The following is a 24,906-nucleotide window of genomic DNA, read 5'->3' as shown; positions in this document are numbered from 1 at the left end:
TGATCTAACTCTCAGTTTGAAATTTAAGCGGTGTGTTTATTGTGGATGAGGTGTGTTGTACTTGGCCGTATATGGGATACGGCCAATAATTCAAGATTATAAATATTGCCAACCTTTAAGTACTATCGCGGGGGGAATGGCATTGTCACTGCCTAAATCGGCTTCGCCTAAAGCATTGTCATAATGGATTTTGCCATCGCCCGTAGCGGTAATGGATTTGCCTCTTACCGAGCCGAAGATTTCGGGCCCACCGGGCAGATTGACTTTGGATTTAGGCGCGTAAAGCGCGGCATATATCGGCACGCTTCCACTGACAGTTACATCTTTATTTGAACCAGAGTAAATCGCTAACGGCGGTTTATTGCTGCTGGTTAGGGTTTGGCTTTTAATGTTATTACCGCTGTTAGTACCCGCCGTAAAGGAAATCTCACCATTCACAAATAGCGTTAGGCTTGAGCCTGGGGCGATATTGAGTTGGTTTGCGCCACTCATTTTAAAGTCACCATTGATGATCAGTGTGACATCCCCACCGCTGATGTTTAATACACCATCGCTACTCATGACTAAACTGTCGAGATTAAATACTGGGGTTTCAGAACCGAAGATGTTCTCTGAACTTGAGGACAGGGCAGGAAACGCATTACTGTTACCTGAACTCGCTGTCGAGCCCGTTGGCGAAATGGTGACATTTTGGGTTGATGCTATTGTTCTCGCGCCATTGTTGGGCATTTTAAACCCTCCCATCACGGCGCCAATATCTAAGGGATCGCAGGACTTAGTGGGAACGGGAGGGACATTAGGCGCTTGTTTCACTGCTTGGCCAATGTTGCTATTTTGATGGAAGTTGCCATCACCACCATATTGAAGTGTCCCATTCACTTTGGCACCAGGGGCCGTTGATGCGTTGTTATTGGCTTGCACTGAGCCTTCAACAGTGCCACTGTTTTTTAGCTCGAAATTATGACCCGCAGCGATATTCCCACCGACCGTACCTGTGCCTACGATGACATCTTTATTGCTTTGAATATTGCCCATTAGGGAAGATGAGCCAGTTAATGTGACATTTCCCGTTGCACTGACATCGCCGTAAATCGGCGAATTGCCCGACAAGGTTACATCGGCATTCGGTTCAACCGTCGTCACATTGCCTTTGCCGTGCTTATTGAGTTGGCTGTTGCCTTGATCATTATTGAAGCTATCGCCGTAGGCGCCTTTTCGTGAGTCATAACCATCGATTGTGCTACTACCAGTCAGATTGAGGCTCTCGCAGGAAACGATGGCATCGTTAAAAATGTTATTGCCCTTTGCGCCTTTTAGGGCGAAGAGTGCATTGAGTTTGGCCTGACCTTCTAAGTGTTGCCCAGTGCTGTTGACGCTGAGTTCGGCGCTCGGGGTCACGGTTTTTGTCAATGTATAGGCGCTGCTGTCGATACTGCCTGAGGCACTCTTTGGCAGACTGTCATGTAAGGAGGCCGCGGTGCTTTGAGGCGCTTTAATTAAAGTCGCTTTGAGGGTGTTATAGCTTTCATACATGCCTTGTTCGGCGGTGAGTTGCGCATTGACTTGCTTCTGGAAGTTCCCGCTCAGCCGCTCTTGTACTAAGTTATCTCGCAGTGATGTCACGACCAATAAACTGGCTAATATACTGAAGACTAAGACGATAAGTAACACTGCACCCTTTTGCTTATTAATATTGCCGCGAAGTGGCGAAGCGTGAGCAAATGAACGTTCCGTGTGCATGTCTGTGCTTCCTCGTGCCTATGGCACTTGTTGTGAATTAATGGCTTGTTGCCAAAGAGGTTTACGCAGTGCGATCTGTAAGCTAATACCCTGATCATATTGGGTCGGTAAAGCTAAGGGTTTCAAATTAATACTGACGAGTTCACCAGTTTGAGAGAAGTGAGCCGCTTCTAGCCCAGTGAGAAGCGTTTGTGCGCCATCACCATCGTCGCAGGATAAGTTAGGTGCTAAAAAGCTAAAGGTTTCGGTGTAATCAGCGGTTTTACTTTGGCCTAAACAGCTAATACTCGGTTGGTTTGCGGAGGCACGCGTGCTTAGGACGAGTTCGTTAGCCGATACAAGGGCGACATTATCCGCCTGTTTGATGCTTTTACTGAGCGTTAGCGTGGCGTACCTTAAGGCGTCGGCGGCATTTTCTAGACGTTTACTTTCCTCAACAGTAGTCTTAAGTGGTGCAAAGAAATTGATCACAGCGATCATGATGATTAGCCCTAATACCATGGCAATCATCAGTTCGGATAAGCTAAACCCCGTTTGTCTTGAGGTGAGTTTAATGTGTCTCCGTTGAGTGCGATGAGCTGAAATCACAGTTAAACCTTACACAGATGCGGAAAGCTGGCGTTAAGACTGACGCTATTATTGGTATCGACTCGACCATCTTGCCAAGTTACAGTAATTGCCATGCTGTCTTGATAAGCGGCGGGTAATACTAAGTCAAAGCCTGCGGGGAAATCTTGGCTTAAACTGGCTCTAAAATTGATATCTTCGAAGCGGGCGGGTTGCTTTTGCACTTCGCATAATCTTGGCCAAATCTGCTCAATGACATTTTGCGCTTGCACTGTGGCAACTGTGTATTGAAAGCTATTGCTGGCATGTTGTAGCGATGATAGCTGCGCTTTTGCCAGTGCAAGCAATGAAGTGACTGATACCACGAGTGAAACTAAAACTTCTGTCATGGTAAAGCCAAGGTGCTTTTTACCTATGTGATTGAAGGCTTTCATGCACAATCCTCACTTTGAAGTTGACTTTGGCCGCTCGGTAAAATGCATAAATTCATGTTTTCACCTTGACTGTTCGTCAATGAAATACTGGTTTTGGCGGTGTTGCCTGTGGCACTGATGCTGATGCTCGTCAGTCCTGTTACATCAATTCCATGCGTCGGAGGCGTAAAAATCTTCAATTCGTTATCGTCGCTATCTTTAATGACCCAAAGTCCTGCTTCTGTTGCCGTGAGAGTAATTAAAGTACTGCGTTTTATCGCTTCGCTGCGGGCAAATTTATAGCTAGAGACCAATTCATTCGCAGCGGCTGTTAGCTGTTCACGTGCCATAACGTCGCGGTACGAAGGGAGGGCTAAGCTGCCTAAAATACCGATAATCGCGACGGTAACCATAAGCTCAACTAAGGTAAATCCTTGATTCCACGTGTTTGACATTTAATTCGTCCAACAATTGGCTGCGGGAGTTCGCACACCTTTCTGATTAACGCTTAACGTGCCACAGCTATCCGATTGGCGGCTGGTTGGGATTGCCGAGAGGGAGAAACTTAACTTGTCTTCCGCTGGTATGTAGCTAAAGGTGTAATAAGGACTATTGGTTAAGGTTTGCGTTGCAGGGTACTTACCATGACGGGAATAATTGCGCTCTAATGCTTGCACGCTTGTCATCAGATATTGCTGGGCATCGAAACGACGACCTTGCTTTAGGTATTCGGAAAAAGAAGGGATAGCAATAGCAGCGAGAATGCCAATAACTGCAACGACGATCATGAGTTCAATTAAGGTAAAACCTTTCTCTATGCGGATGATAGAACTCATTCACAACTCCATTTGTGTCGGTTGATGCGCATTGCAGTCACTCATAAACGTGAGAGTTAAACTGTTATTTGTACGTTATGACAACGTTGTCATTTAAATTTATGATACTGTATTTGGGTTGACTTTAAAATGCAACAATTGGTTGATTATTAGTCTTGAACTCGATCGCAAATAGGGTGTTATTGTGGGCTTGGTCACGTACGGCGTGTTGCTATATCTTTATATAACAGCAGTTTAAAATGATTCTCTGAATAACTGTCTTGTTATGTTACTTCGCGCTGACTTAGCATTTCTGGTTATAAGAACTATGTTTGGGCTCAATAGCCCGTCAGTTCCATATAACCTGTACCAGTATGGCTGCCAGAGAGTTGTACTGGGCCTTCCCAGTAGGGCGTCGATAATGGCATGGCGCTATTAGGATTGAGCGGGGTGATAGTGATATCGATATTCTCGCTGGGGATCTTAACTTGCCAGCTAACGGGATAGTCGCCATTGACAGTGTGTTGCCATTTAAGTGGCGTCATCTGAATGTCATTGGGATTGTCAGTGGAATTGATATTGCGCCCTGTGCCATCGGTAAACATTCTTCTGGCGCTATAAAATGCCGAGATAGGCGCATTTTTTGCGGACTCTGCTGGAGACTGATCTCGTAGTTGAAACAACATCAGCGTCGAGCCATCGTTTAATCTGAGCGCAAACCAATCCCAACCCTGTTGCGTTTTCGTGAGAAATTGCGAGCTCCACTCCCTGTCGAGCCAGCCTTGGCCTGCGACTCGCTCCACTTTGCCATTGCGGTTGATTTCACCTGAGATTTCGATAAAGGGTTGGCTGTAATAGTAAGAGGCAACTTGGCCATCGCGGCTTTTAAGGCTATAGCCGTTAGTGCCTTGGAATTGCAGTGGTGCTTGGCTGTTAAGCTGAAGTCGGTAGCTAAAATCAGGATTCTCCACCGTTAATGTGGCGGGAAAGAGAGCATTGGTTTCGCTCTGCCAGCGCCAGTTATCGAGGCGGATTTGATAGGGATCTAATTTCACCTCGGCAAACTCGCTATGGCGGCGCGACCACTTTTCGTGAGCCAGATGAGTTTGACTTGAGGTTAATGCGCTGTGGGCCAAGTAAAGCTGCTGAGTCGCCCAAGTTGATTCACTTTTGGGTGTTGCATCAGTTGCTTGCAGATCTGTTGTGTGTGAAATGATTGCTTGCAAATCTGTGGGGTTAAGGGCAACTCTAAACTGCGTCCACTGGGCGCCGAGTTGCTCACCTGTTTCTGTGGTTAAATTGGCGGTCAGATACCACCATTCCTGGCGAAAGCCATTGTGCGCCAAGTGATCCCGCGGAAACTCAAATTTATAGCCGGGAACAACAGGCGTAAAAGCTAAATCATCTTGATTAGTAGAGGTTTTTCCCACCACATTGGCCATGGATTTGGACTGAGTGTTTTGCGTCGATGGCGTTTTATCACAGCCGCCGATAAGCATTAACCCAACCACTGCCCATACAATACTGAGTGTTTTCATCACAGGGTCTCCTGCTGCAGACTGGCGACCAGTGGTTTGCGGGTTTGCCAATACAGCGGCAAGAGCACGGCTAAGGTGCAGGTGGTTAAGGCAATCAGTATTGCTTTGCCATAGGCTTGCCAATCCCAAATCATTTTTATCGTCCAGCCAAAGGCTTGCAAGGTGATCTTGTTGATGAGCAGGTAACCTAGCAGCGCACCTGTTGGCATAGCGAGCAGGCAAGTGATCAGCACCACAATCAGCATTTGCATAAACACCATACCGCGCAGCGCATTACGACTGACGCCGAGGGAATACAGCCGTGCCAGTGGCGCTTGCCTTGCCTGAGTCAACATTAAGCAGGCACTAAAGAGGCCAATCGCGGCGACAATCAAGGTTAAACTATTCAGCACTAAGGTAATGGAAAAAGTGCGTTTAAACATAGCGATAGCTTGGGTTTTAATCTTAGTTTGGCTGTAGATTTGCGCTTGGGATAAACCTAACTCAGTCGCCAGTTGGACTTGTAGTTGATCAAGCTGCGCTTCACTTATCCTACTGCCTTGCTCTTTACCGTGAAAACTTGCCGCTAAACTGACTGGCAGTACAGGTAACTGGGCCCGGTGCCAAAGTGGCTGGCTGATAATGACCTCGTTTCGGGTATTGCCGTGGTCATAATAAATGCCGCCAATAATGGCTTTGCTGCTACCTGTTTTCTCGAGCACATCCAATGACACAGTATCACCAAGGTGTAATTGGTATTTGATGGCAAGAGGTTCGCTCACCAATATAACGGGTGCATTAAAGTAGGATTGCCACAATGTGGGCAGGCTTTCTTTAAGCGCACTGGTGTGCCGAGTCGAAAATTCATCGCGGCTGAGTAGGCTCACCGGAATCGTCTGCTCGCTCGGATTATCCGCCGAAACTGGCAGTGAAAGCTGGGCTTCAATCTGCCACTGCTGATAAAGACCGCTGACTCTAGGATCGTGCATCAATTGGGTTTGAATCGTGTCGATACGCTGGCTCGGTGGGCGGATATAGAGATCGGCATGCAAGCGAGTTTCTAGCCAAGTTCGCAGGGTTTGCTCGAAGCTTCCCACGAGGGTGTTCATTGACACATTGGCACTGAGCGCCAGTAAGATCGCCATCATAGCAAGGGACAGCGGTGCGATAAGCTCACGGGTTTCGGCGAGCAGATATTGCCATAATCCAGGACGTGCCAAGGGCATTAACGCACTGACGCCCCAATGCAATAATTGCGGCAACAATAAGGGAATAGCGATAGCGACGATACCGAGTAACACTAAGCTGATGTTATAGCTTTGGCTGAAGGGAAACAGCAACGCCGCTAAGGTCAATAAGCCACAGGCTAAGGCAAATTGAATGCTATGGGTTTTGCGGTGTGCCTGCATTTGCTGATAACGATTCGCCCCTTGTGCAAGTGCTTGGCGCGTAAGATCTAAATACAAGGGCAAGCAAGCGGCGAGCGCGGCAATTAAGGTGAGGGCAATTGCCTCAAAAAGCCAGGTCCATTGCCAAATACCGGGGAGCAAGTGGGCGCCATACATTTGCTCTAAGGTCATGGCGACCATAGGTTGCAGCCAGTGGCTGAGTTGCAAACCACTGATAAAGCCCAGACTTGAACCTATGACTACTAACAAAATTAATTCGAACATCAGTGCCGTCATCAAGGCGCGGCGCTCGATTCCCTGTTGCAATAATTGCACTAACAGTTTTTGCCGTTTCATTAGGCTGTAACGCACACCGTTATAGGCGATAAAGAGGCCGACAACGAAGGCTAACATGCTCATAGCATTAAGATTAAGGTGAAAACTGCGGGTCAGCGCTATCAGCGCTTGGCCTTGATCCTGTTGGCTAAAGCTGGCCTTTTGCGGCGTAATCCCTAAAGCGTCGAGTTGGGATTTTAATTTAGGTAGGTTTTCTCGTTCACTGAACATGGCGATATAGCTCAATCTGCCTTGCATGTTTAGTAATCGCTGGGCGAGGGACATATCGGCCAAGATGGCGCTTCCTAGACCAAAACTGTCATCAATTGCAATGACATCTAAGGTGTTATTTTCTAAAACAAGTTTACCCTCTGGCGCTACTTTGGCGGCTAGGCTGCGGCTCATTATTACTGTGGGGGCGCCGTTGAGCAGATCGGCAAGCGGTAAGTCATTCATCTGCGGCGAGGTTGTTGACTGCGTTTCAGTCGAGGTGTTACGTTTCGATTTTTGTAGTGTCAATGCGGCGACTAAATCGCTGCCTTCCAGTTGCCAGAACTGACCGTTTTTACCGGAGATTTTGCCACTTACGACGGCGAGACTCTGACTTAATCCGGCTCGTCTCAAGGCGAAATAGACGGATTCATCTAAAGTGTTTTGTCCTAGGGGCGGAGTGAGTAGCACATCGGCGCGTTGACTCAGTAACTCAGTCGCCTCGCTATAGCTGCGCACGGCATTGTCGTTGGTTGCTTTAACCCCAATCAGCAGAGTGACAGCTAAGGCGATACCGAGCAGAATGGCACCTGCTTGTATAGGCGCATGGCGATAATGGGCGATAAACACTTTTAGGCTGAGCCACGTCAGCCTAAGCCAAGTTGACTTTAGCCAAGTTTGCTTAAGCGCTGTGGGAGTCGCCTTAGTGAGCTGTTTATTGTTCATAAATAGCGACTGCACCTTGGGATAAGTGCCAACGTTTTTGCATGAAGGCGGCGCACTCTTCGCTGTGGGTGACCATTAATATGCTGGTTTGGCTTTCCCGTGCCAGTTCACACAGTAATGCCATGACTTGCTTACCCGATACATCATCTAAGTTACCCGTAGGTTCGTCGGCTAGTAGCAAGGTCGGTTTATGGGCTAAGGCGCGGGCGATGGCGACACGCTGTTGTTGACCGCCTGACAGGGCTTCAACTTGCCGGTGAAGTAATGGCAAGAGCCCAAGTTTTTCAACCAGATAGTCACACCAAGGCGACCATGGCTGCGCGGTTAAACTTAAGGAGAAGGCGATATTGTCTTTCACGTTGAGTGGCGTGAGTAAGTTAAATTGCTGAAACACGACACCTAAGGAATTACGTCTGAAACGGCTCCACTCTTTATCTTGCCAATCTGAAGTGGATGTTTGTTCTAGTAATATTTCGCCCGAGTCTGGCGTTTCAAAGCCGGCAATTAGATTGAGCAAGGTGCTCTTACCGCTGCCGCTGGGGCCTGTGAGAGCGACGGTTTCACCTCTGTGGATCTGTAGATTAACCGCTTGCAGTACTTGATGATATTGCTCACCATCGCGAAAGCCTTTGGTGACTTGGTTAAGCTTAGCGACGTCGGCCATTGAGCAACTCCTTTATATCCATTGGCGGCGGGTGTGGTAAGCAGTGTTTCAAATTGCGGCTGCAACTTACTTAGTGGCCGCAATTTGGCATTGCCATTCTATGTTCAAGATAAAGCATTTTCTATTCAGATAGATACTGATTTTTCTTGTAATAGGATCATCCACGGAGTAACAAAACATAAACTGTCATTTGGTGTAAAAATAGTCAACTGGATTAAATCCTCTGCGAACTGTGAGCAAACGGCTTGAGCTGACGTCGCATTTGTTGCATTCTGTGCGTCCTGTTAGCTTGGGAGTAAATCTCAATCTAGCAATCCGTTCGGATGAAGGTAGCAGGAGAGTGGGGAATTGACCCCACACCGACGAGGCAACTTTGGTTTTACAGAAGCGAGTCTTCTTATAAAAACAAAGCACTCTTTCAGGTGCCGATAGGCGTGGACTGTTACTGGACGAGCCTCTGGAGAGACTACCAGTTGCACTCATTGTGCAATCAGGTGGCGCCGAAGGCGAAAGTGTCGTGGTGTTATTGTATAACCTGCGATGCGAAACGCTCAGGCAAAAGGACAGAGGAGAGGATGACTGCACAGTCCCTGTCGTTTGTCGTCGTGGGCTATTTTTACTCTTTAGCTTGAGATGGAGCACTTTTGCTCTTATTGAAAGCACTCGTGTAGAGCTCTCGCTTGCTACGCTTTTAGCGTTCAGCTTAGGCGATTCTCGGCCGAGATTAGGTCAAAATAGCTCGCTATAGCGTCCGACTGCGGCGCGTCACAGCCATTTCTTTTCCTCCTCCGTTTATTAATTTTGTTGTTTAATATTCGAGGAATATCATGAGTTTTCAAGCTTTACTTGCCAGTATTAATGGCATCGTTTGGGGCCCAATTACCCTTTGTTTGCTGGTGGGTACAGGGGTTTACCTCACTGTGCGCCTCAAGCTTATCCAAGTATTTCGTCTGCCGATGGCGATGGGATTGTTGTTTAAACCTGCCAAAGGTCATGGGGATTTATCTTCCTTTGCCGCGCTTTGTACTGCGCTGTCCGCCACTATCGGTACCGGTAATATTGTTGGCGTGGCGACGGCAATAAAAATGGGTGGCCCTGGGGCGTTATTTTGGATGTGGCTGGCGGCATTTTTCGGCATGGCGACTAAATATGCTGAATGTATGTTGGCGGTAAAGTACCGTACCACCGATGCTCGTGGGCAGATTGCGGGTGGCCCTATGTATTATATCGAGCACGGCCTTGGTCTACCTTGGATGGCGAAATTGTTTGCTCTCTTTGGGGTTGGTGTGGCCTTTTTCGGTATCGGTACTTTTGCACAGGTTAACGCCATCAGCGATGCGCTGACGATTGCCTTTGAGGTGCCGACTTGGTTGACTGCGACTGTGTTGACTGTGTTAGTTGCTGCAGTCACTTTGGGTGGCGTAAAGCGCATTTCAAATGTGGCGCAAAAACTTGTGCCTGCGATGTCGATTGGTTATGTGCTGGCCTGCGTGTGGATCTTAGTCGGTTTCTCCGAGCAGATCTTACCCGCCTTAGCTTTAGTGCTTGAATCTGCCTTTACGCCACTCTCAGCTGCGGGGGGATTTTTAGGGGCGACAGTCGCGCAGGCGATTCAAATCGGTATTGCCCGCGGTGTGTTCTCGAACGAATCTGGATTAGGTAGTGCACCCATTGCCGCCGCTGCCGCTAAGACCAATGAACCCGTTGAGCAAGGTCTCGTCAGCATGACGGGTACTTTCTTCGATACCATTATCATTTGCACTATGACGGGGTTAGTGCTGATTATCACTGGGGTATGGAGTGGTGAGACGGCGGGTGCCGCGATGACGAGTGCTGCTTTTGCTCTGGGAGGTTCAGCGCTTGTGGGTCAGTATTTGGTGACGATTGCGCTAGTGTGTTTTGCGTTTACAACGATTTTGGGCTGGCATTATTATGGTGAACGCTGTTGGTATTACTTAGTCGGTGAGCGCGGGCTACGCATGTATCAAGTGGTGTTTTTGGTGCTGATTGCCGGTGGTGCTTTTATCAAACTGGATGTGATTTGGTTGTTGGCCGATACGGTTAATGGTTTGATGGCGATCCCTAACTTGATCGCCATTGTGGGCTTGAGGCATATCATTATCGCCGAAACCCAAAGTTATTTTGCTCGTATCTTACCTAATCAAACCTTAGAGACGGCTTCTTAGAGACGGCTTCTTAGAGACGGCTTCTTAGAGACGGCTTATTAGTATTGTTAAAACAATAAATTACTTCACATTATTTTAACTTTGACATTGTCGCCACTAAATTCTTCGTTTACTTTATAAGTGCTATTTTTAAATGCAGTGCTTATAAAATCGGGGGCTTTAGGGCGACACCATGGAAAAAAGTAAACTTCGTACTTTTCGCAGTAGGATTTTATCCCACATAGCCTTGCCTCTCATTTTAATTATGGCGAGTGTCTATGGTGTAAACGCTTGGTTTAGTTATATCTCCTCAGAGAATCGGCTTTACCATAGCCTGACACAAGAGGCGAGTCATTCGGCTTCTCGTCTGCAGTTTCTGCTCGAGCATGCGGAGGCCAACACCCAAGGTCTTGCTGATTTTATTGGTTTTTTGTCAAGTAAAGAAGACATGAATGACACTGAGAGTGTTAAAAGTGTCTTGATGAATCGAGTCATACGTAACCCTGATTTTTTTGGCTCCGCAGTCGCGTTTAAACCTAATACCTTCCCCAATCGAAAGCTCTTTTCCCCCTATGTTTACCGCGATACAAGTGGTGGTAACGATTTACACTACCTCGATATTGGCGCTGAAGGCTACGACTATACCGATGGCACTTGGGATTGGTGGAGCAAGGCTATCAATCAAGCGAACGGTTATTGGTCAAAGGCATACTTTGATGAGGGGGCGGGAAATATTCTGATGTTGACCTATTCGGCTCCTTTTGGTGCGGTAGGTAATTATTTTGGGGTTGCGACGGTTGATTTAGCCTTAGATGGATTGCCAAAACAATTGGGGATTGCACCAAATCGTCTGGTGGTTTTAGACGATCAAGGGCGGCTTATTTATCATGTAGATAAAGAAAAAGTGCTGGCAACGACTTCAGCCCAGTGGCTCGATAAGAATAAAGATAAAAATGCCGATTTTTGGACGCTACAGGATAAAAGGCTTGATGGTCAAGCAAGGTTTGTCGATAACCAAGATGTTGTTTATCTTGCGAGTATTGCGACTGTACCGCATTTAAAGTGGCGTGTGATTGTATTAGCGCCAGAACAAGATTTATTCAACTCCCTGCTTGATGATCTGGCATCTATCATCCTCAATTTAAGCTTATTAACCCTCTTATTATTGCTGACTTGTTATCTGGCGGCGAAACGGTTAACTCGGCCGTTAGAGCTACTCGAGTCGGGTATCTTGTCCTTTGGACAGGGTAAAACTCAGCAGCTTATTGTACCTAAAGGTGCCGTAAGTGAGATTGTGACGCTGAGTAATACCTTCAATCAAATGGCGGAATTACTTGCAGAACGTGAACAAGCCATTCTTGATTCCCGCGGTAATCGCTTTGCGCGCCTAATTGATGGTATGAGTGATAAATCTTTCTATTGTTCCCTCGAACCTAATGGCCAACTCGCCCAGGTTAGTGAGGGGGTAACTAAGGTGCTGGGGATCTCCCCTGATTTGCTCAAGCGCAAATATCAAAGACTCTTCTCGGCTAATCCCCTCAATGAGAAGAACTGGGAATATACCGATTTAGCCTTAAAGGGCCAGAATGTGCCTTCGCATCAAGTGGAAATGCTAGATGAAAAAGGGTATTTAAGAAGGCTCGATGTCTTTATGCAGCCATTATTATCAGATACTGGTGAGTTAATGTCGGTGGAAATGTTATTTACCGATATTACTGAGCAGTTTTCGGCGGCGGCTTGGTCAAATGCCGTGCTTGAGGCTGCGCCTGAGGCCATGTTGATTGTCGACCAACAGGGGTTAATCGTTTTTACTAACAGTCGTTGCCAGCAGCTTTTTGGATTTGATACAGGGGCTATGTTGGGTTTGCAAGTTGAGCAGTTACTACCACAAGAATTGGGTACCCGACATGTTCTTGAGCGACAACAATTCCTTCGCGAAGGCCGCGATAGAGGCATGGCAAATGCGCGTCATGTTCGGGCTTTAAAAGCCGATGGTAATGAATTTATTGCTGAAATTGCGCTGAGTATGCTCCCTGCGGATGCGGATGGACAAAAGCAAGTTGCAGCTTCGATTCGCGATATGACGGATAAAATTGCGGTTGAACTTAAAATTCGGGAGAGTGAGGAGCGTTTTCGTGGATTGGTCTCCAATATCCCTAGCGCCGTATATCGTTTACGTATTGGCGATATTTGGGTAATGGAATATATCAGTGACAATATTGGTGAAATTACGGGATATGCCGCAAGCCAATTTATCAATAATCAGAATCGTACTTATATCTCTTTGATCATCGAGGAAGATCGGGGCTTCTGCCTGCACGAAATGGATAAAGCACTCGCACTTCAAGCTACCTTTGAAGTGGAATATCGTATCCGCCATCGCGATGGCAGTGTGCGCTGGGTGCATGAGAAAGGTAAGGCAAGTTATACCGAAGAGGGCGTTCCACTTTGGTTCGACGGCAGTATTGATGACATCACAGAGAGTAAGTTTGCTATAGGGCAGCTAGAGGCTTCGCGCCTGCAATTGACCAATATTACAGAGTCTATTCCTTGTACCGTGTACCAATTGTTGTGGCACTCGCCTACTGATCGCAGATTTACCTTTCTCTCTGGTGCGGCAATGAAAATGCTGGGGCTACATCGTGATGATCTTATTAGTAATTTTGACATCATCGCTGAGCGAATTTTTGATGAAGAAAGGCCGGATGTCGTGCTGGCACTTTCGGGTAAGAGTGAAGATAGGTTTCAATGGATCCGCGAGTTTCGTTATCGCCATCCCAATGGCAGCATACGTTGGATGGAGGCGGGTGCGAGCGGCCATGTAGAAGAAGATGGCGCTATTACTTGGAATGGGTATGTAATGGACATCACCCAACGCAAGAGCATAGAACAAGAGTTAGCCCTCAGTGAAGCGCACTTTAAGGCACTGTTTGATGGTGCGACCATTGGTATTGTCAATGTGGATGTTAAAGGCGTTATCTTAGATTGTAATGATCAATTCTGTGCCGATATGGCGCGGTCACGGGAGAGTTTACGCAATACCGCAATTTTTGAGGTCCTTAGCGCGCAAGATAAGCTTATCGCCAAGGAGCAATTTAAGGAATTGGTCGGTGGCAAAATTGACCATTATCGTGGCGAGAGAAGCTTTATTCGTCCTTCTGGTGCACCTTTATGGATGACGGTCAATGTGTCGGCACTGTTAGATGCCCAAGGACAATTTGAATCGGCTGTGATAAGCATGGTCGATATGACAGAGCTTAAATTACTCTCCGATGAACTGTTACTTGCCAAAGAGCAAGCCGATGCCGCCAGTAAAGCCAAAGGTGACTTCTTGGCGAATATGTCCCATGAAATACGCACCCCAATGAATGCCATTATCGGCATGTCCCAGCTGTGCTTACAGACAGAGCTTGATCAAAAACAGAAAAATTATGTAGAGAAGATTGAGCGGGCATCGCAGTCTCTACTATCAATTATCAATGATATTCTGGATTTTTCTAAGATTGAAGCGGGTAAGCTCGACATAGAATCTGTGCCATTTCAGCTCGACACTATGTTGGAAGATCTCAGCGATATGTTTTCTGAGAAAGCCGCCCACAAACAGATTGAATTATTGTTTGCCGTTGCGCCCAATGTGCCTCGTTATCTGTTAGGGGATTCGCTGCGGTTAGGGCAAGTGTTGATTAATCTGATGAATAACGCCATTAAGTTCACCGAACGGGGTGAGGTGTTATTGTCGCTAAGCTTAGTTGAGCAGCAAGATGATGATGTCGTGCTGCGTTTTAGTGTGCGTGACAGCGGCATAGGCTTAACTGAGCAGCAGCAAGCAAAATTATTTAAATCCTTTACCCAAGCGGATACTTCAACCACCCGTAAATACGGTGGTACAGGCTTAGGTTTGGCTATTTGCAAGCAACTCGTTGAACTCATGGGGGGCAATATTGGTGTCGAAAGTCAATTTGGTCATGGCAGCACCTTCTATTTCACTGTGAAGTTACAAATTTCCGAGGGCCAAAAATTAGTGCTTGAGCAAGAGCTTGAGGGCATGTCTGTGCTGGTGGTAGATGATAACGCGACCGCCAGAGACATAATGCGTACAACGCTCGAAAGTATGGGCTTTAGAGTCGATACGGTTCGTTCAGGTGAAGAAGCAATAAACCGCTGCCTACTGCAGACCTATGAAGTGGCATTAATCGATTGGAAAATGCCCAATATGGACGGGTTAGAAACCGCCCGTCAGATCCAACTACAGGCTAAGTCTCAGCCTAAGATCTTGATGGTATCCGCCCATGCGAATCATGAATTTATCACTCAAATTGAGCAATTAGCACTGGCGGGGTACATCAGTAAACCCATCAGCGCCTCACGCATGCTCGATGGCATAATGAATGCGATTGGCCGTGAAGGCATATTGCCAGTGAGACGCCGCACTGAAGAGCTGGCTCCGCAGTTATTATTGCCACTTCAAGGGAAACGTATCTTATTAGTGGAAGATAACGAGATGAACCTTGAAGTCGCCAGCGAGTTTTTAGAGCAAGTGGGGATTATTTTATCCATAGCGACCAATGGCCAAATTGCCTTAGATAAGCTATCCCAACAGCATTTCGATCTAGTGTTGATGGACTGCCAAATGCCGGTGATGGATGGTTATCAAGCCACTAAAGCAATAAGGAAAAGGCCTGAGTTGGCAAATTTACCTGTCGTCGCTATGACTGCGAATGCGATGGCTGGTGATAGAGATATGTGTCTTCGGGCTGGGATGAATGACCATATTGCCAAGCCCATAGAAGTGAATGTGCTCTATCAAACCCTATTGAAATACCTCGGCTCTTCTTCTGGAATTTCTGCTGCGATAAGGGCGGAAGCCTCAACTCGGTTAACTTCGTCCAGCACACAGGGTGAAGTCAGCAATGGCGCAGATCAAACGGTATTGCTCAAGTGGCCAGAACACCCTGAGTTGGATATCGATAGAGGTTTGCAACTGGTGCAGCATTCGACGCGTCTTTATCAACGAATCTTTGATCGTTTTGTGAGCAGTCAACGTAATGTCGTGGAGCAGGTTCGCAAAGCCATCGCGGCGAATCAAGTCGAAGATGCGGTGCGTATCGCCCACACCCTTAAAGGCTTAGCGGGTAATTTAAGTTCGGCAAAATTGGTGGAATTAGCGCGTTTGCTTGAGTTGCATTTAACAGAGAAAGCGCCCTATGAAGATGAATTAGTTCAAATTCAACCGCTAGTAGCCTCTATCTGCGATGCGATTGAACAGGCTAAGCCTGCGATAGTGAATCAAGCCGAGCCCCGAGCGGTGGACTTGCTATCAGATGAGGACTTGAGAGCCGCATTACGGGTCTTACGTCAGAATCTAGATGAAGCCGATGCCAGCGCTGTGGCAAAAATTGATGCGTTAAAGCCGAAGGTGAGTAGTGCAATGTGGCAAACATTAAGCCCCGCTTTATCTATGATTAACCAGTATCAGTTTGATGAGGCAATCGACTTAATTGACGATGTGATTACACAGTTAGGATAGAAAGCGGTAGCGCGAATTTATAATGTGTGACATTGAGTGGAGTTGTTAATGGAAAAAGCAACAATATTAGTCGTCGATGACACACCTGAGAATATTGATATTTTGATCGGTATTCTAGGTGATGATTACAAAGTCAAAGTGGCGATCGATGGGCCAAGGGCATTAGCGTTAGTGACAAAATCGCGGCCTGACTTGATTCTGCTCGATGTCATGATGCCAGGTATGAATGGCTATGAAGTCTGCAAGCTGCTAAAGCAAGAGCCGCTGACCAGCCATATTCCGGTGATATTCGTGACCGCCTTATCTGAAATTGCTGATGAAGCCCAAGGTTTTGCATTGGGCGCGGTGGATTATATTACTAAGCCTGTCAGTGCGCCTGTCGTTAAAGCGCGGGTTAAAACGCATCTTGCGCTCTATGATCAAAAACGTCTACTCGAACAACAAGTTAAAGTTCGTACCCACGAATTAGAAGAAACTCGTTTCGAGATTATCCGTCGTCTTGGCCGTGCTGCTGAATACAAGGACAACGAGACGGGTCTACATGTTGTGCGTATGAGCCATTACGCCCGCATATTAGCGATAAAGCTCGGCTTACCGACAACCTTTTGTGACTTGATTTTTAATGCGGCGCCTATGCACGATATTGGTAAAATCGGTACGCCCGATGCTGTGCTGAAAAAGCCAGGGAAACTTGATGCGCAGGAATGGGAAATTATGCAGCAGCACGCCGCCATAGGTGCAGAAATTATTGGAGAACATAGCGATCCGTTATTGCAAATGGCCCGTCGTATCGCCTTAACTCACCATGAGAAGTGGGATGGTTCAGGTTACCCCAATGGCTTGGTAGGTGAAGAAATTCCCCTTGAAGGGCGTATCACCGCGATTGCGGATGTGTTCGATGCGCTGACTTCGCAACGGCCTTACAAGCAGGCTTGGACGATTGAAGCAACTATGGAGCTATTTGAAAATCAAGCGGGAAAACATTTCGATCCTAAGTTGGTGGAGGAGTTCAAGCAAATCCTGCCAGAAGCAATTGCCATTCGAGATACTTATTTAGAAAATTGATGCTCGAAGTGCATTGACTAAGGTAAAGGCGCCATTGGCGCCTTTATTTTGCTTCAATATTTTATACTAATTATATTAAATCAAAGCATTACGCTTCATCTAATGAGTAGGGCAGGGCTTGGATCGTTAAATGTGATTGTTCATCGTCGGCAAAACGCAGCTGAGTATCATTAGGCGTGTCATTAGGAAGTACGGCGGTTAACAAGACTTGATTGCCACGCTGTACAAACTCAATGATTTGACCGCCACGGCGAAAACTGTCTTCCATCGCGATTTCGAGGCCTGATGCTAGGGTGATTTGAAGACTAGTGTGACCGCGCAAAATATACAGGGCGCGTTTATTACCACCGCGATATTTCATGCGCGCTATGGTTTCTTGCCCCATGTAACAGCCCTTATTGAAGCTGATACCGTTAACCGCTTGTAGATTACACATCTGCGGTACGTACTGGCTGGCATGGCTGGCGGCAAGGTTGGGGTAACCTGCTGCAATCTCTAACGCTTGCCATGCACTGGCGTCAAATACACTCAGTTCCGATTGCGCAACTAAAGCTGCTGCGGCATCTGGTGTTAATACTAAAATAAAACGTTCAGCGTCTTTTAAAATCGCACCCTTTTCAATGAGTGTGAGCTCTTGCTGAATGTCACCAAAATGTTTGTTCACGAATTGGCTTGCCTGTTCACCAGCAACGCCGAGCAGAGTCCACTCAGCGGATGCATTGCTTAAGGTGGCTTTACTAAACACGGCATATTTTTGTAACTGGGGTAAATCGACTTCGATGGCATCCTTTGGCATCAGCATAAAGAGCGTATCTTGAATGGCAAAGGTCCTGAAACTGGCCAGCATTTTACCTTTTGGATCGCAATGTGCACCCCAGCGCCATTGGTTATCGGCTAATGAGCTGATGTCAGTGGTCACTTGGCCATGGATGAAACTGCGGCCTTGTTCTCCAACCACTTTAATAAGGCCCATATGAGATAAGTTGGCAAGCATGAGTGGAGGCAAAGAAGCGTCCAGATCCCAATGGGGCGTAGAAACTGAAATAGTCATAGCGAGATCCTGAAAATGAAGACGATGTGAGAGGCTAGATTGTAACGGAATTCCTGTTGGCTCAAAAGCATAAGGCGCACATATCTGTGAATGATATGTGCGCCTCAGTCTGTGTACTTTAGCCGATACGCTGAATGCGATTGGGCTTAACTATTAAACAGCACGCGGGTACGCAGTTAAAACAGCACGCGGGTACGCAGTGTGCCTTCAATGGCCTTCAACTCAACTAAGGCTTCTTCGGCTTGGTGAGTGTCGACTTCCATGACCACATAACCAATCTCAGCGGTAGTTTGCAGATATTGCGCGGCAATGTTGATGCCTTTTTCCGAGAAGGCTTGGTTGATCTTGATCAGCACGCCAGGACGGTTTTGGTGAATATGCAGTAAGCGTGAGGTGCCTTTATGCATAGGTAGCGATACTTCTGGGAAGTTAACTGCAGATACGGTCGAGCCGTTATCTGAGTATTTAGCGAGCTTGCCCGCGACTTCGATACCAATGTTTTCTTGGGCTTCAGCAGTACTACCACCCACATGCGGTGTCAGTAATACGTTATCAAGACCTCGAAGTGGGCTGATAAATTCATCGTCATTAGATTGCGGCTCAACTGGGAACACATCAATCGCCGCGCCAGCGAGGTGACGCTCTTTCAAGGCGACCGTTAAGGCCTCGATATCAACCACAGTACCGCGTGAGGCGTTGATAAAGATGCTGCCCTTTTTCATCGCCGCAAATTCAGCTGCGCCTATCATGTCTTTGGTTTGTGGGGTTTCTGGTACGTGTAAGCTCACTACGTCAGCTTGCGCCAGCAATTGTTCCATTGAATGAATTTGCTGTGCATTACCCAGTGGCAATTTGTCTTCGATATCGAAGAACACCACGCGCATGCCCAGCGTCTCAGCCAGAATGCCAAGCTGAGTACCGATATGACCGTAACCGATTACGCCTAAGGTTTTTCCGCGCACTTCGTAGCTGCCAGCGGCGGTTTTCATCCAGCCACCACGGTGGGCGATGGCGTTACGCTCAGGGATACCGCGCATCAGCATAATGATTTCGCCAATCACGAGTTCGGCAACACTTCGCGTGTTGGAGAATGGTGCGTTAAATACTGGGATACCAAGGGATTCGGCGGTGGCAAGATCAACTTGGTTGGTTCCGATACAGAAGCAACCGATCGCGATCAACTTCTCGGCACGTTTCAGCACCTCGGCAGTTAATTGGGTACGTGAACGAAGTCCCACGAAATGTGCATCTTTGATGGACTCAATTAATGCTTCATCGCCTAATGAGGCTTTGTGGTATTCGATGTTGGTGTATCCCGCACGCTCAAGTACATCGACTGCAGATTGGTGGACGCCTTCCAACAGCAGGATCTTGATCTTATCCTTGTCCAGCGAATGTTTCGCCATGATATGGGTACCCTCTAATTAATAGAAATGTTTCTTATGATATGCTGACAACCTTCACCCACCAAAATAGCACTTTTTTTACTCAGTGTGGAGGGCTAGATGGCTAAAGTTAATATTCTAAATTAAGAACAATATCGCATAAGAGGAAGAAACATTGAATAACAAAATCGCGTGGTGTGCTATTTACCTCTTAGTGCTCGTTTGGTCGGCGATAAATCCCGCAGATCCTTTCACTTGGTGGCTCGAAGCGGCTCCCGCATTAGTGGCTGTGCCACTGCTATTTTTTACCCGCAAACGCTTCCCATTAACGCCGCTGGTGTATGTTTTAGTGTTAGCCCATTGCTGTGTGCTGTTTGTCGGCGCGCATTACACCTATGCTGAAGTGCCATTATTCGACACGATTGCCCATTGGATGGGTTCAGAACGTAATAATTACGACAAGTTAGGTCACTTTGCGCAAGGTTTTATCCCTGCCATGTTAGCGCGTGAAATTATGCTGCGTAATCAAGCGGTCAAACCCGGTGCTTGGTGTGCGTTTTTGGTCACATGTTTTGTGCTCGCGTTTTCGGCGTTTTATGAACTCATTGAATGGTGGGTTGCAGTGGCAACAGGTGAAGGCGCTGAAGCCTTTTTGGGAACCCAAGGCTATGTGTGGGACACTCAATCAGATATGTTAATGGCATTAATTGGCGCAATTGTCGCACTCGTTTTATTGTCTCGTTTTCAAGATAAGCAAATAGCAGCACTTAAACTCAGACGCTAGTGGCCGTGAGTTGCTGATTGTTTCAGCTTGAGTCATAAGTTCATTCTTCCATAAAGCTTCTAACATGAGTGTGATGGCATTTAGCTGTCACACTTTCTTATTGCCTGTATGTTATTTTTGTGTTGCAACTTTCGATGGGTGTCTTCATAGTTTGAAAGTACTAGATTTCGTGAGTCGGTTAAACCTAATGGAGTTTTATGCTGTTATTCCAATTATATTCCGTCAGTTAGTCGAACTTACTAGGATTTAAAAGGGAATAGTACATTTGGGTGATGTTTTTCAGTCTTTAACTAGTCAGAATCAACTAGGTTAATGGAATGTTTAAAAATCTAACTAAAGAGGCTGGTCAAACATACCATTTTGCTAATAGAAAATACTTTTCAGGGAGGAGAGTCATTGAGCACAATTAATGAATTAGTTTTTTTACATCAAATGGCGGCACCATGTCATTTAGCGTTACTCGCTGAATCCATAGGCTTGAAAACTCGTATCGTTAAGCATGCGGCGGAATTAGATTTAGATAAGAGTCGTCGAAGTTTTTATCTGATCACCCAAAAGGGCGCTGCACTCGATAACAAGGGGATCCCTTTACTGGCTTCGCGCTTAGTATCACATTTCCCCGTGGCGCTGTACCAAGTTGAGCGTGACTCTTTAGATCAAGAGTCGGCTATGTTACTCGGTATTCGTGGCCTGTTGTTTGCCGATCAACGTTTGGATTTGATGTTGACGGGTTTGCGTAAAATGGTGGCAGAGGAACTTTGGTACGACAGAACATTACTGAGTAAAGTGTTCCGTCGTGTAGTACAAAAGCTCGATGGCAATAATGAGATGCTCTCCGATACAGTGGCTATGCTACAGATGCTGACTTCCCGTGAGCGCACTATTATTCAATTTGTGTCGAGTGGCGCGAGGAATAAAGAAATCGCCCACAGATTGTGCATCAGCGAACATACGGTGAAGGCTCACATTTCCTCTATCTTCCGTAAAACCCAGTCCCGTAATCGTGTTGAGTTGTTGCGTTGGGCACAAACCTATCAGACCCACTTTGAGCTGTGCAGCTAGGTAGTTAAAGATATTGATCGTTAGCTTTTCGCTTTGAGTGGTTAATGTTAATAATTGCTGGTTAGTCAGAATAGAAAAGCGGGAATGTTTGTTTAAACATTCCCGCTTTTTGTTCAACACCCTTTTGATAAACCACCAAAGAGTGTAGCTGTGGTGGTTTTAACAGGATTGACTAGTATTGCACTACAGTAGCAACGTTCATATTGCCTGATTGATTAACGCTGATGCTGTTGTTATTGCCAGCTTGAGAGCCTAGTACTAAGTTATCGTTACCTGTTTGAGTGATCAACAGGCTGTTATTATCACCGCTTACTTCAAATGAACTACTTGCGTCACCACCAATCCAGTTACCGTTACCTGTTTGAGCAATTTGTGCAGTGTTTTCATCACCTTCGATAATCAAATCGATAAGGTTAAGATCGCCATTTTGCAGTGCAGTGACATCGGCATTATTGTTGCCAGCAATGGAAATGACGGCTTCGTTTTGAGCGCCATCTTGCTCAACATCCACTTCGTTATCGCTACCTACTGCATCGACATAGGCAAAGTTAGTATCACCTTCTTGGCTAACTTCAATACTGTTATCTTGACCATCAGCAAAGGCAACGATTTCGTTGTTATTGCCTTTAGAAGATAAATCGAAGTCGTTATCTGTGCCGTATGCACCAAAGGTTGCGAAGTTAGCATCGCCTTTTTGTTTCAAGTCAACGTCGTTGCTATCGCCCCATACTTGGAATTCTGCACCGTTTACATCGCCTTTTTGAGTGATAGTAATATCGTTATCATCACCTTGGATATCGGCCACTAAAGTATCGCCGATAGTGTTGCCGCTGCCATTTTGGGTAATATCGACAGTGTTGTCATCACCCGTAGTCATAGCAAGATAAGCTGTGTTGCCGTTACCTTTTTGATCCATCGAAATATCGTTGTCGCTGCCAGCAAGAGCGTAAACGAAGCCAACATGATTATCACCTTTTTGGACCATGTCTACTGTGTTGTTGTCGCCTGCAATACCTTTAGCCGCGCCAAAGTTATTGTTACCCGCTTGATTAACAGAAACGTCGTTGTTGTTACCCACGTTAGCGGTTAAATCAAGGGCGATTAGACCCGCTTGGTTGTTGTCACCTACTTGGGTAATTTTTCCGTCGTTGTTGTTGCCTTCAACGCGGAATACTGCAAAGTTAGCATCGCCTTCTTGCTCAACAAATACGCTGTTTTCAACGCCAGTGATTTCAACTTGGCTTTCGTTGACTTCGCCTAATTGACTCACGATTGCAGTGTTATTGTTGCCAGTAACATCATTGCTGCTTTGGTTAAAGAAACCGTCTTGCGACACATTGACATTGTTGTTGTCACCGACAACATTTGCACTTGCCACATGCCAATCAGCTTGTTGTGTTATCTGGACTTTGTTTTCTGCACCCGTCGAATTAATTGCGGCTTCATGCCACACACCGTCTTGGATAACGGTTGCGGTTTGATCGTTACCTGTTTGCACAACTGCTGCAGCATTAAGGCCACCCGTTTGTGAGACTAAGGTGTCTTGGGCTTGGCCTGACTGTACTACGCTAATTTCGCTCACTGTACTGGCAGCAAAGGCTTGACCGCTTAAACCTGTTGCAATGGCCAAAGCAATAAGTGATTTTTTAGCTTGTGATTTCATGTGACGCTCCCTGTTTAATATTGAGTTATTGAGATTGCAGCACCGTCTGCAATCTGTTGAATCGAAAAATTGCCGCTTCCTAGCTGGTTCAGTTGCACGAGATTGTTATTGCCAATTTGTGTCACTGAAGCCGTATTTTGACTGCCCACTTGCAGTAGTTGCACTTTATTGTTTGAACCAATCTGCGTGATTAGCGCATCGTTATCATTGCCGACTTGTGTCACATCGGCTTTGTTATCGTTGCCTGATTGGAACAGTAATCCTTGGTTAGCATTGCCTTGTTGCACCAGTTCGATAAGGTTATCGCGACCGGAACGTTCCAGTAATGCCTGCAGGGTTATAGGTAACTCATTGACATTCAGCTCTTGTGCTGAGGTCATACAACTACAGAGCAGGAGCAGCGGTACCAAAAAGCGTATAGAGGTATTTGGCACGGGTGACTCCTTGCATCAAATATCTTGGGCTGCCTAAAACAACAGACACTCCAAATTCAGCCCTGAAGATACGAGTCCCGTTGATATGTCGCAATTGGCCAAAAGGGTATTTATTACGCAAAGGATTCACAGTAGATAAATGATGGATTTATCGTTATCCAATTGATTCAGTTATTTTTATCTGTTTTTTAGAGAGTGTTTTTTTAGGCCGAGTAGTCTAGTTGGTCTAGTAGTTAAGTCGTACTCGTTGCTAAGTTATCCTTCAGTTTTTAAACAATGCTGCAACCAAATCAAGCAATGCATCGATTATCACGTGATATTTTTCGGGGAAACAAGTTATAGGAAATATGGTGAGAATAGTGTTGTGGGATTGACTCAATTCAAGAGCTATTTAGCGGTATTAAAGCATGTTTAAAGGCGAACTATATGGTGTTTATCTTCGGTTGACTTTAAATCACAATGAAGATTTTAGTGAGCGGTTTTATGAGTAAAAAAATTCGACCATAGTGGTCGAATTCCTTGGTGAATGAGTGACAAGCTGAGCACTAACCTTTTATATGAGATCAGTGTTTCTCTGGCTCCTTCGATTCTTCAGGGGAGACCTCTGCACTGATCTGGTTTTTTCTATCCTTCAGTTGCTGCATTGCGCTGTTATTGTTCACAGTCAGCGCATTGAAGCGAGTATTGATATCGTCCATTTCGTTGATGTATTCAGGATCGCTTTTTTCTTTATTTTGCCAATAACGTTTACGCTCTAGTTTTTGTAATTCACTGGCGCGCAGAATTTCAAAATAGCTGTTCTCCTGTTTAAGTCGATAGATTTCGCCATCGAGTAATTGCAGCAATTTTTCTTTAGAAATGGTTTGGCGATTCAGTAGCGCTTGCAGGGGATCGACTGGAATGTCCCTTTTATCTGAGTCGACTTCCGTGGTGATCCCCAACTGATATTCGATTTTATGTTGACTAAACTCCTGCGGGCAAGCGGTTTGGCTAAAGACAATTTTGTCATCTTTACGGCATTTATAAATGGTATTTGCCTGTACTGCACTTGGCAAAATAACACAGATTAGGGTGAGTATCAGTCTTACCATTAGGCCACAAATCCTTTGTACACTTGCATAGCGATTATGATTTAGTTCTTTGATTACAATCGATAAATAGTCAGCTTAATGCTTGCGCCATTAAGTCTATTCAATCAGTGATTTATCCCTCGTCCCATGGGACGTTGGTTTTTTGGGCCATTAAACCTAAGGTATTAAAGTATTAGCTATATATCAGTAAAGGGGCAAATTTACTGTGTTTATTGTAGTGGCCAAGATTTTACTTATCGCTAACATCTGCATCATACTATGGCGTAAGTTAAGGGATAAAACCAGTTTTTTGACGATTCAATT

The 24,906-nt window shown here is 46.1% G+C and carries 18 protein-coding genes and 1 riboswitch; of the genes, 5 read left to right on the top strand and 13 right to left on the bottom strand.

Annotation, left to right across the window (positions count from 1 at the left end):
* Positions 1-96: 96 nt before the first annotated feature.
* From Q4Q54_RS07415 to Q4Q54_RS07380, 8 genes are all read right to left on the bottom strand, one after another.
* The gene (locus Q4Q54_RS07415; RefSeq protein ID WP_311988101.1) at positions 97-1,740 is read right to left on the bottom strand and encodes a polymer-forming cytoskeletal protein; all 1,644 of its coding nucleotides are present in this window, start codon (positions 1,738-1,740) and stop codon (positions 97-99) included.
* A gap of 18 nt (positions 1,741-1,758) precedes the next feature.
* Positions 1,759-2,328 carry a prepilin-type N-terminal cleavage/methylation domain-containing protein gene (locus Q4Q54_RS07410; RefSeq protein WP_311889723.1) on the bottom strand — a complete coding sequence of 190 codons (570 nt, stop codon included), beginning with the start codon at positions 2,326-2,328 and terminating at the stop codon, positions 1,759-1,761.
* Between the two features lie 2 nt (positions 2,329-2,330).
* The gene (locus Q4Q54_RS07405; RefSeq protein ID WP_311988100.1) at positions 2,331-2,741 is read right to left on the bottom strand and encodes a prepilin-type cleavage/methylation domain-containing protein; all 411 of its coding nucleotides are present in this window, start codon (positions 2,739-2,741) and stop codon (positions 2,331-2,333) included.
* On the bottom strand, positions 2,738-3,175 hold the full coding sequence (locus tag Q4Q54_RS07400; protein WP_311889722.1) for a GspH/FimT family pseudopilin: 438 nt from the start codon (positions 3,173-3,175) through the stop codon (positions 2,738-2,740). The genes Q4Q54_RS07405 and Q4Q54_RS07400 overlap by 4 nt, the downstream gene beginning before the upstream one ends.
* A complete protein-coding gene (locus tag Q4Q54_RS07395; protein WP_311988099.1) occupies positions 3,176-3,556 on the bottom strand; it encodes a type IV pilin protein in 381 nt (126 codons plus the stop codon).
* A gap of 317 nt (positions 3,557-3,873) precedes the next feature.
* A complete protein-coding gene (locus tag Q4Q54_RS07390; protein WP_311988098.1) occupies positions 3,874-5,073 on the bottom strand; it encodes a lipocalin-like domain-containing protein in 1,200 nt (399 codons plus the stop codon).
* Entirely contained in the window at positions 5,073-7,712 is a 2,640-nt protein-coding gene (locus Q4Q54_RS07385; protein WP_311988097.1) for an ABC transporter permease, read from the bottom strand. Before Q4Q54_RS07385 ends, Q4Q54_RS07390 begins: the two co-directional genes overlap by 1 nt.
* Positions 7,702-8,376: an ABC transporter ATP-binding protein gene (locus tag Q4Q54_RS07380; protein ID WP_311988096.1), complete on the bottom strand. Its 675-nt coding sequence runs from the start codon at positions 8,374-8,376 to the stop codon at positions 7,702-7,704. The genes Q4Q54_RS07385 and Q4Q54_RS07380 overlap by 11 nt, the downstream gene beginning before the upstream one ends.
* Positions 8,377-8,823: 447 nt before the next feature.
* Positions 8,824-8,953: riboswitch (glycine riboswitch) on the top strand.
* Positions 8,954-9,203: 250 nt separating this feature from the next.
* Here Q4Q54_RS07380 and Q4Q54_RS07375 point away from each other — a divergent pair.
* The 3 genes from Q4Q54_RS07375 (at position 9,204) to Q4Q54_RS07365 (ending at position 17,133) form a co-directional block, all read left to right on the top strand.
* Positions 9,204-10,562, top strand: a complete 1,359-nt coding sequence (locus tag Q4Q54_RS07375; protein WP_286992952.1) for a sodium:alanine symporter family protein — start codon at positions 9,204-9,206, stop codon at positions 10,560-10,562.
* Positions 10,563-10,734: 172 nt separating this feature from the next.
* Positions 10,735-16,068, top strand: a complete 5,334-nt coding sequence (locus Q4Q54_RS07370) for a PAS domain S-box protein (protein ID WP_311988095.1) — start codon at positions 10,735-10,737, stop codon at positions 16,066-16,068.
* A gap of 48 nt (positions 16,069-16,116) precedes the next feature.
* On the top strand, positions 16,117-17,133 hold the full coding sequence (locus Q4Q54_RS07365; protein ID WP_028759378.1) for a two-component system response regulator: 1,017 nt from the start codon (positions 16,117-16,119) through the stop codon (positions 17,131-17,133).
* A gap of 88 nt (positions 17,134-17,221) precedes the next feature.
* Here the strand turns inward: Q4Q54_RS07365 and ygfZ are convergent, their stop codons facing one another.
* Both ygfZ and serA read right to left on the bottom strand, forming a co-directional pair.
* Positions 17,222-18,184, bottom strand: coding sequence for a tRNA-modifying protein YgfZ (gene ygfZ, locus Q4Q54_RS07360; RefSeq protein ID WP_311988094.1), 963 nt, complete (start codon positions 18,182-18,184; stop codon positions 17,222-17,224).
* Between the two features lie 176 nt (positions 18,185-18,360).
* The gene (gene serA, locus Q4Q54_RS07355; protein WP_012088338.1) at positions 18,361-19,590 is read right to left on the bottom strand and encodes a phosphoglycerate dehydrogenase; all 1,230 of its coding nucleotides are present in this window, start codon (positions 19,588-19,590) and stop codon (positions 18,361-18,363) included.
* Between the two features lie 154 nt (positions 19,591-19,744).
* Between serA and Q4Q54_RS07350 the strand changes: the two genes are divergently transcribed.
* Positions 19,745-20,353, top strand: a complete 609-nt coding sequence (locus tag Q4Q54_RS07350) for a DUF2238 domain-containing protein (RefSeq protein ID WP_012088339.1) — start codon at positions 19,745-19,747, stop codon at positions 20,351-20,353.
* A 396-nt stretch (positions 20,354-20,749) separates the two neighbouring features.
* The gene (locus Q4Q54_RS07345; protein WP_006085993.1) at positions 20,750-21,415 is read left to right on the top strand and encodes a helix-turn-helix transcriptional regulator; all 666 of its coding nucleotides are present in this window, start codon (positions 20,750-20,752) and stop codon (positions 21,413-21,415) included.
* A 172-nt stretch (positions 21,416-21,587) separates the two neighbouring features.
* Here the strand turns inward: Q4Q54_RS07345 and Q4Q54_RS07340 are convergent, their stop codons facing one another.
* The 3 genes from Q4Q54_RS07340 to Q4Q54_RS07330 form a co-directional block, all read right to left on the bottom strand.
* On the bottom strand, positions 21,588-23,078 hold the full coding sequence (locus tag Q4Q54_RS07340; protein WP_311988093.1) for a curlin: 1,491 nt from the start codon (positions 23,076-23,078) through the stop codon (positions 21,588-21,590).
* A 14-nt stretch (positions 23,079-23,092) separates the two neighbouring features.
* Positions 23,093-23,512, bottom strand: coding sequence for a curlin (locus Q4Q54_RS07335; RefSeq protein WP_107946592.1), 420 nt, complete (start codon positions 23,510-23,512; stop codon positions 23,093-23,095).
* A 563-nt stretch (positions 23,513-24,075) separates the two neighbouring features.
* Complete coding sequence (locus Q4Q54_RS07330) at positions 24,076-24,603, bottom strand: DUF4124 domain-containing protein (protein ID WP_261273446.1); 528 nt, start codon at positions 24,601-24,603, stop codon at positions 24,076-24,078.
* Positions 24,604-24,906: the final 303 nt, after the last annotated feature.

Source organism: Shewanella sp. SP2S2-4 (assembly GCF_031932025.1).
GTDB classification, from domain to species: domain Bacteria; phylum Pseudomonadota; class Gammaproteobacteria; order Enterobacterales; family Shewanellaceae; genus Shewanella; species Shewanella baltica.
Note: the sequence above shows the minus strand (reverse complement) of the source record. Positions and strands in the feature narration are given on the sequence as shown.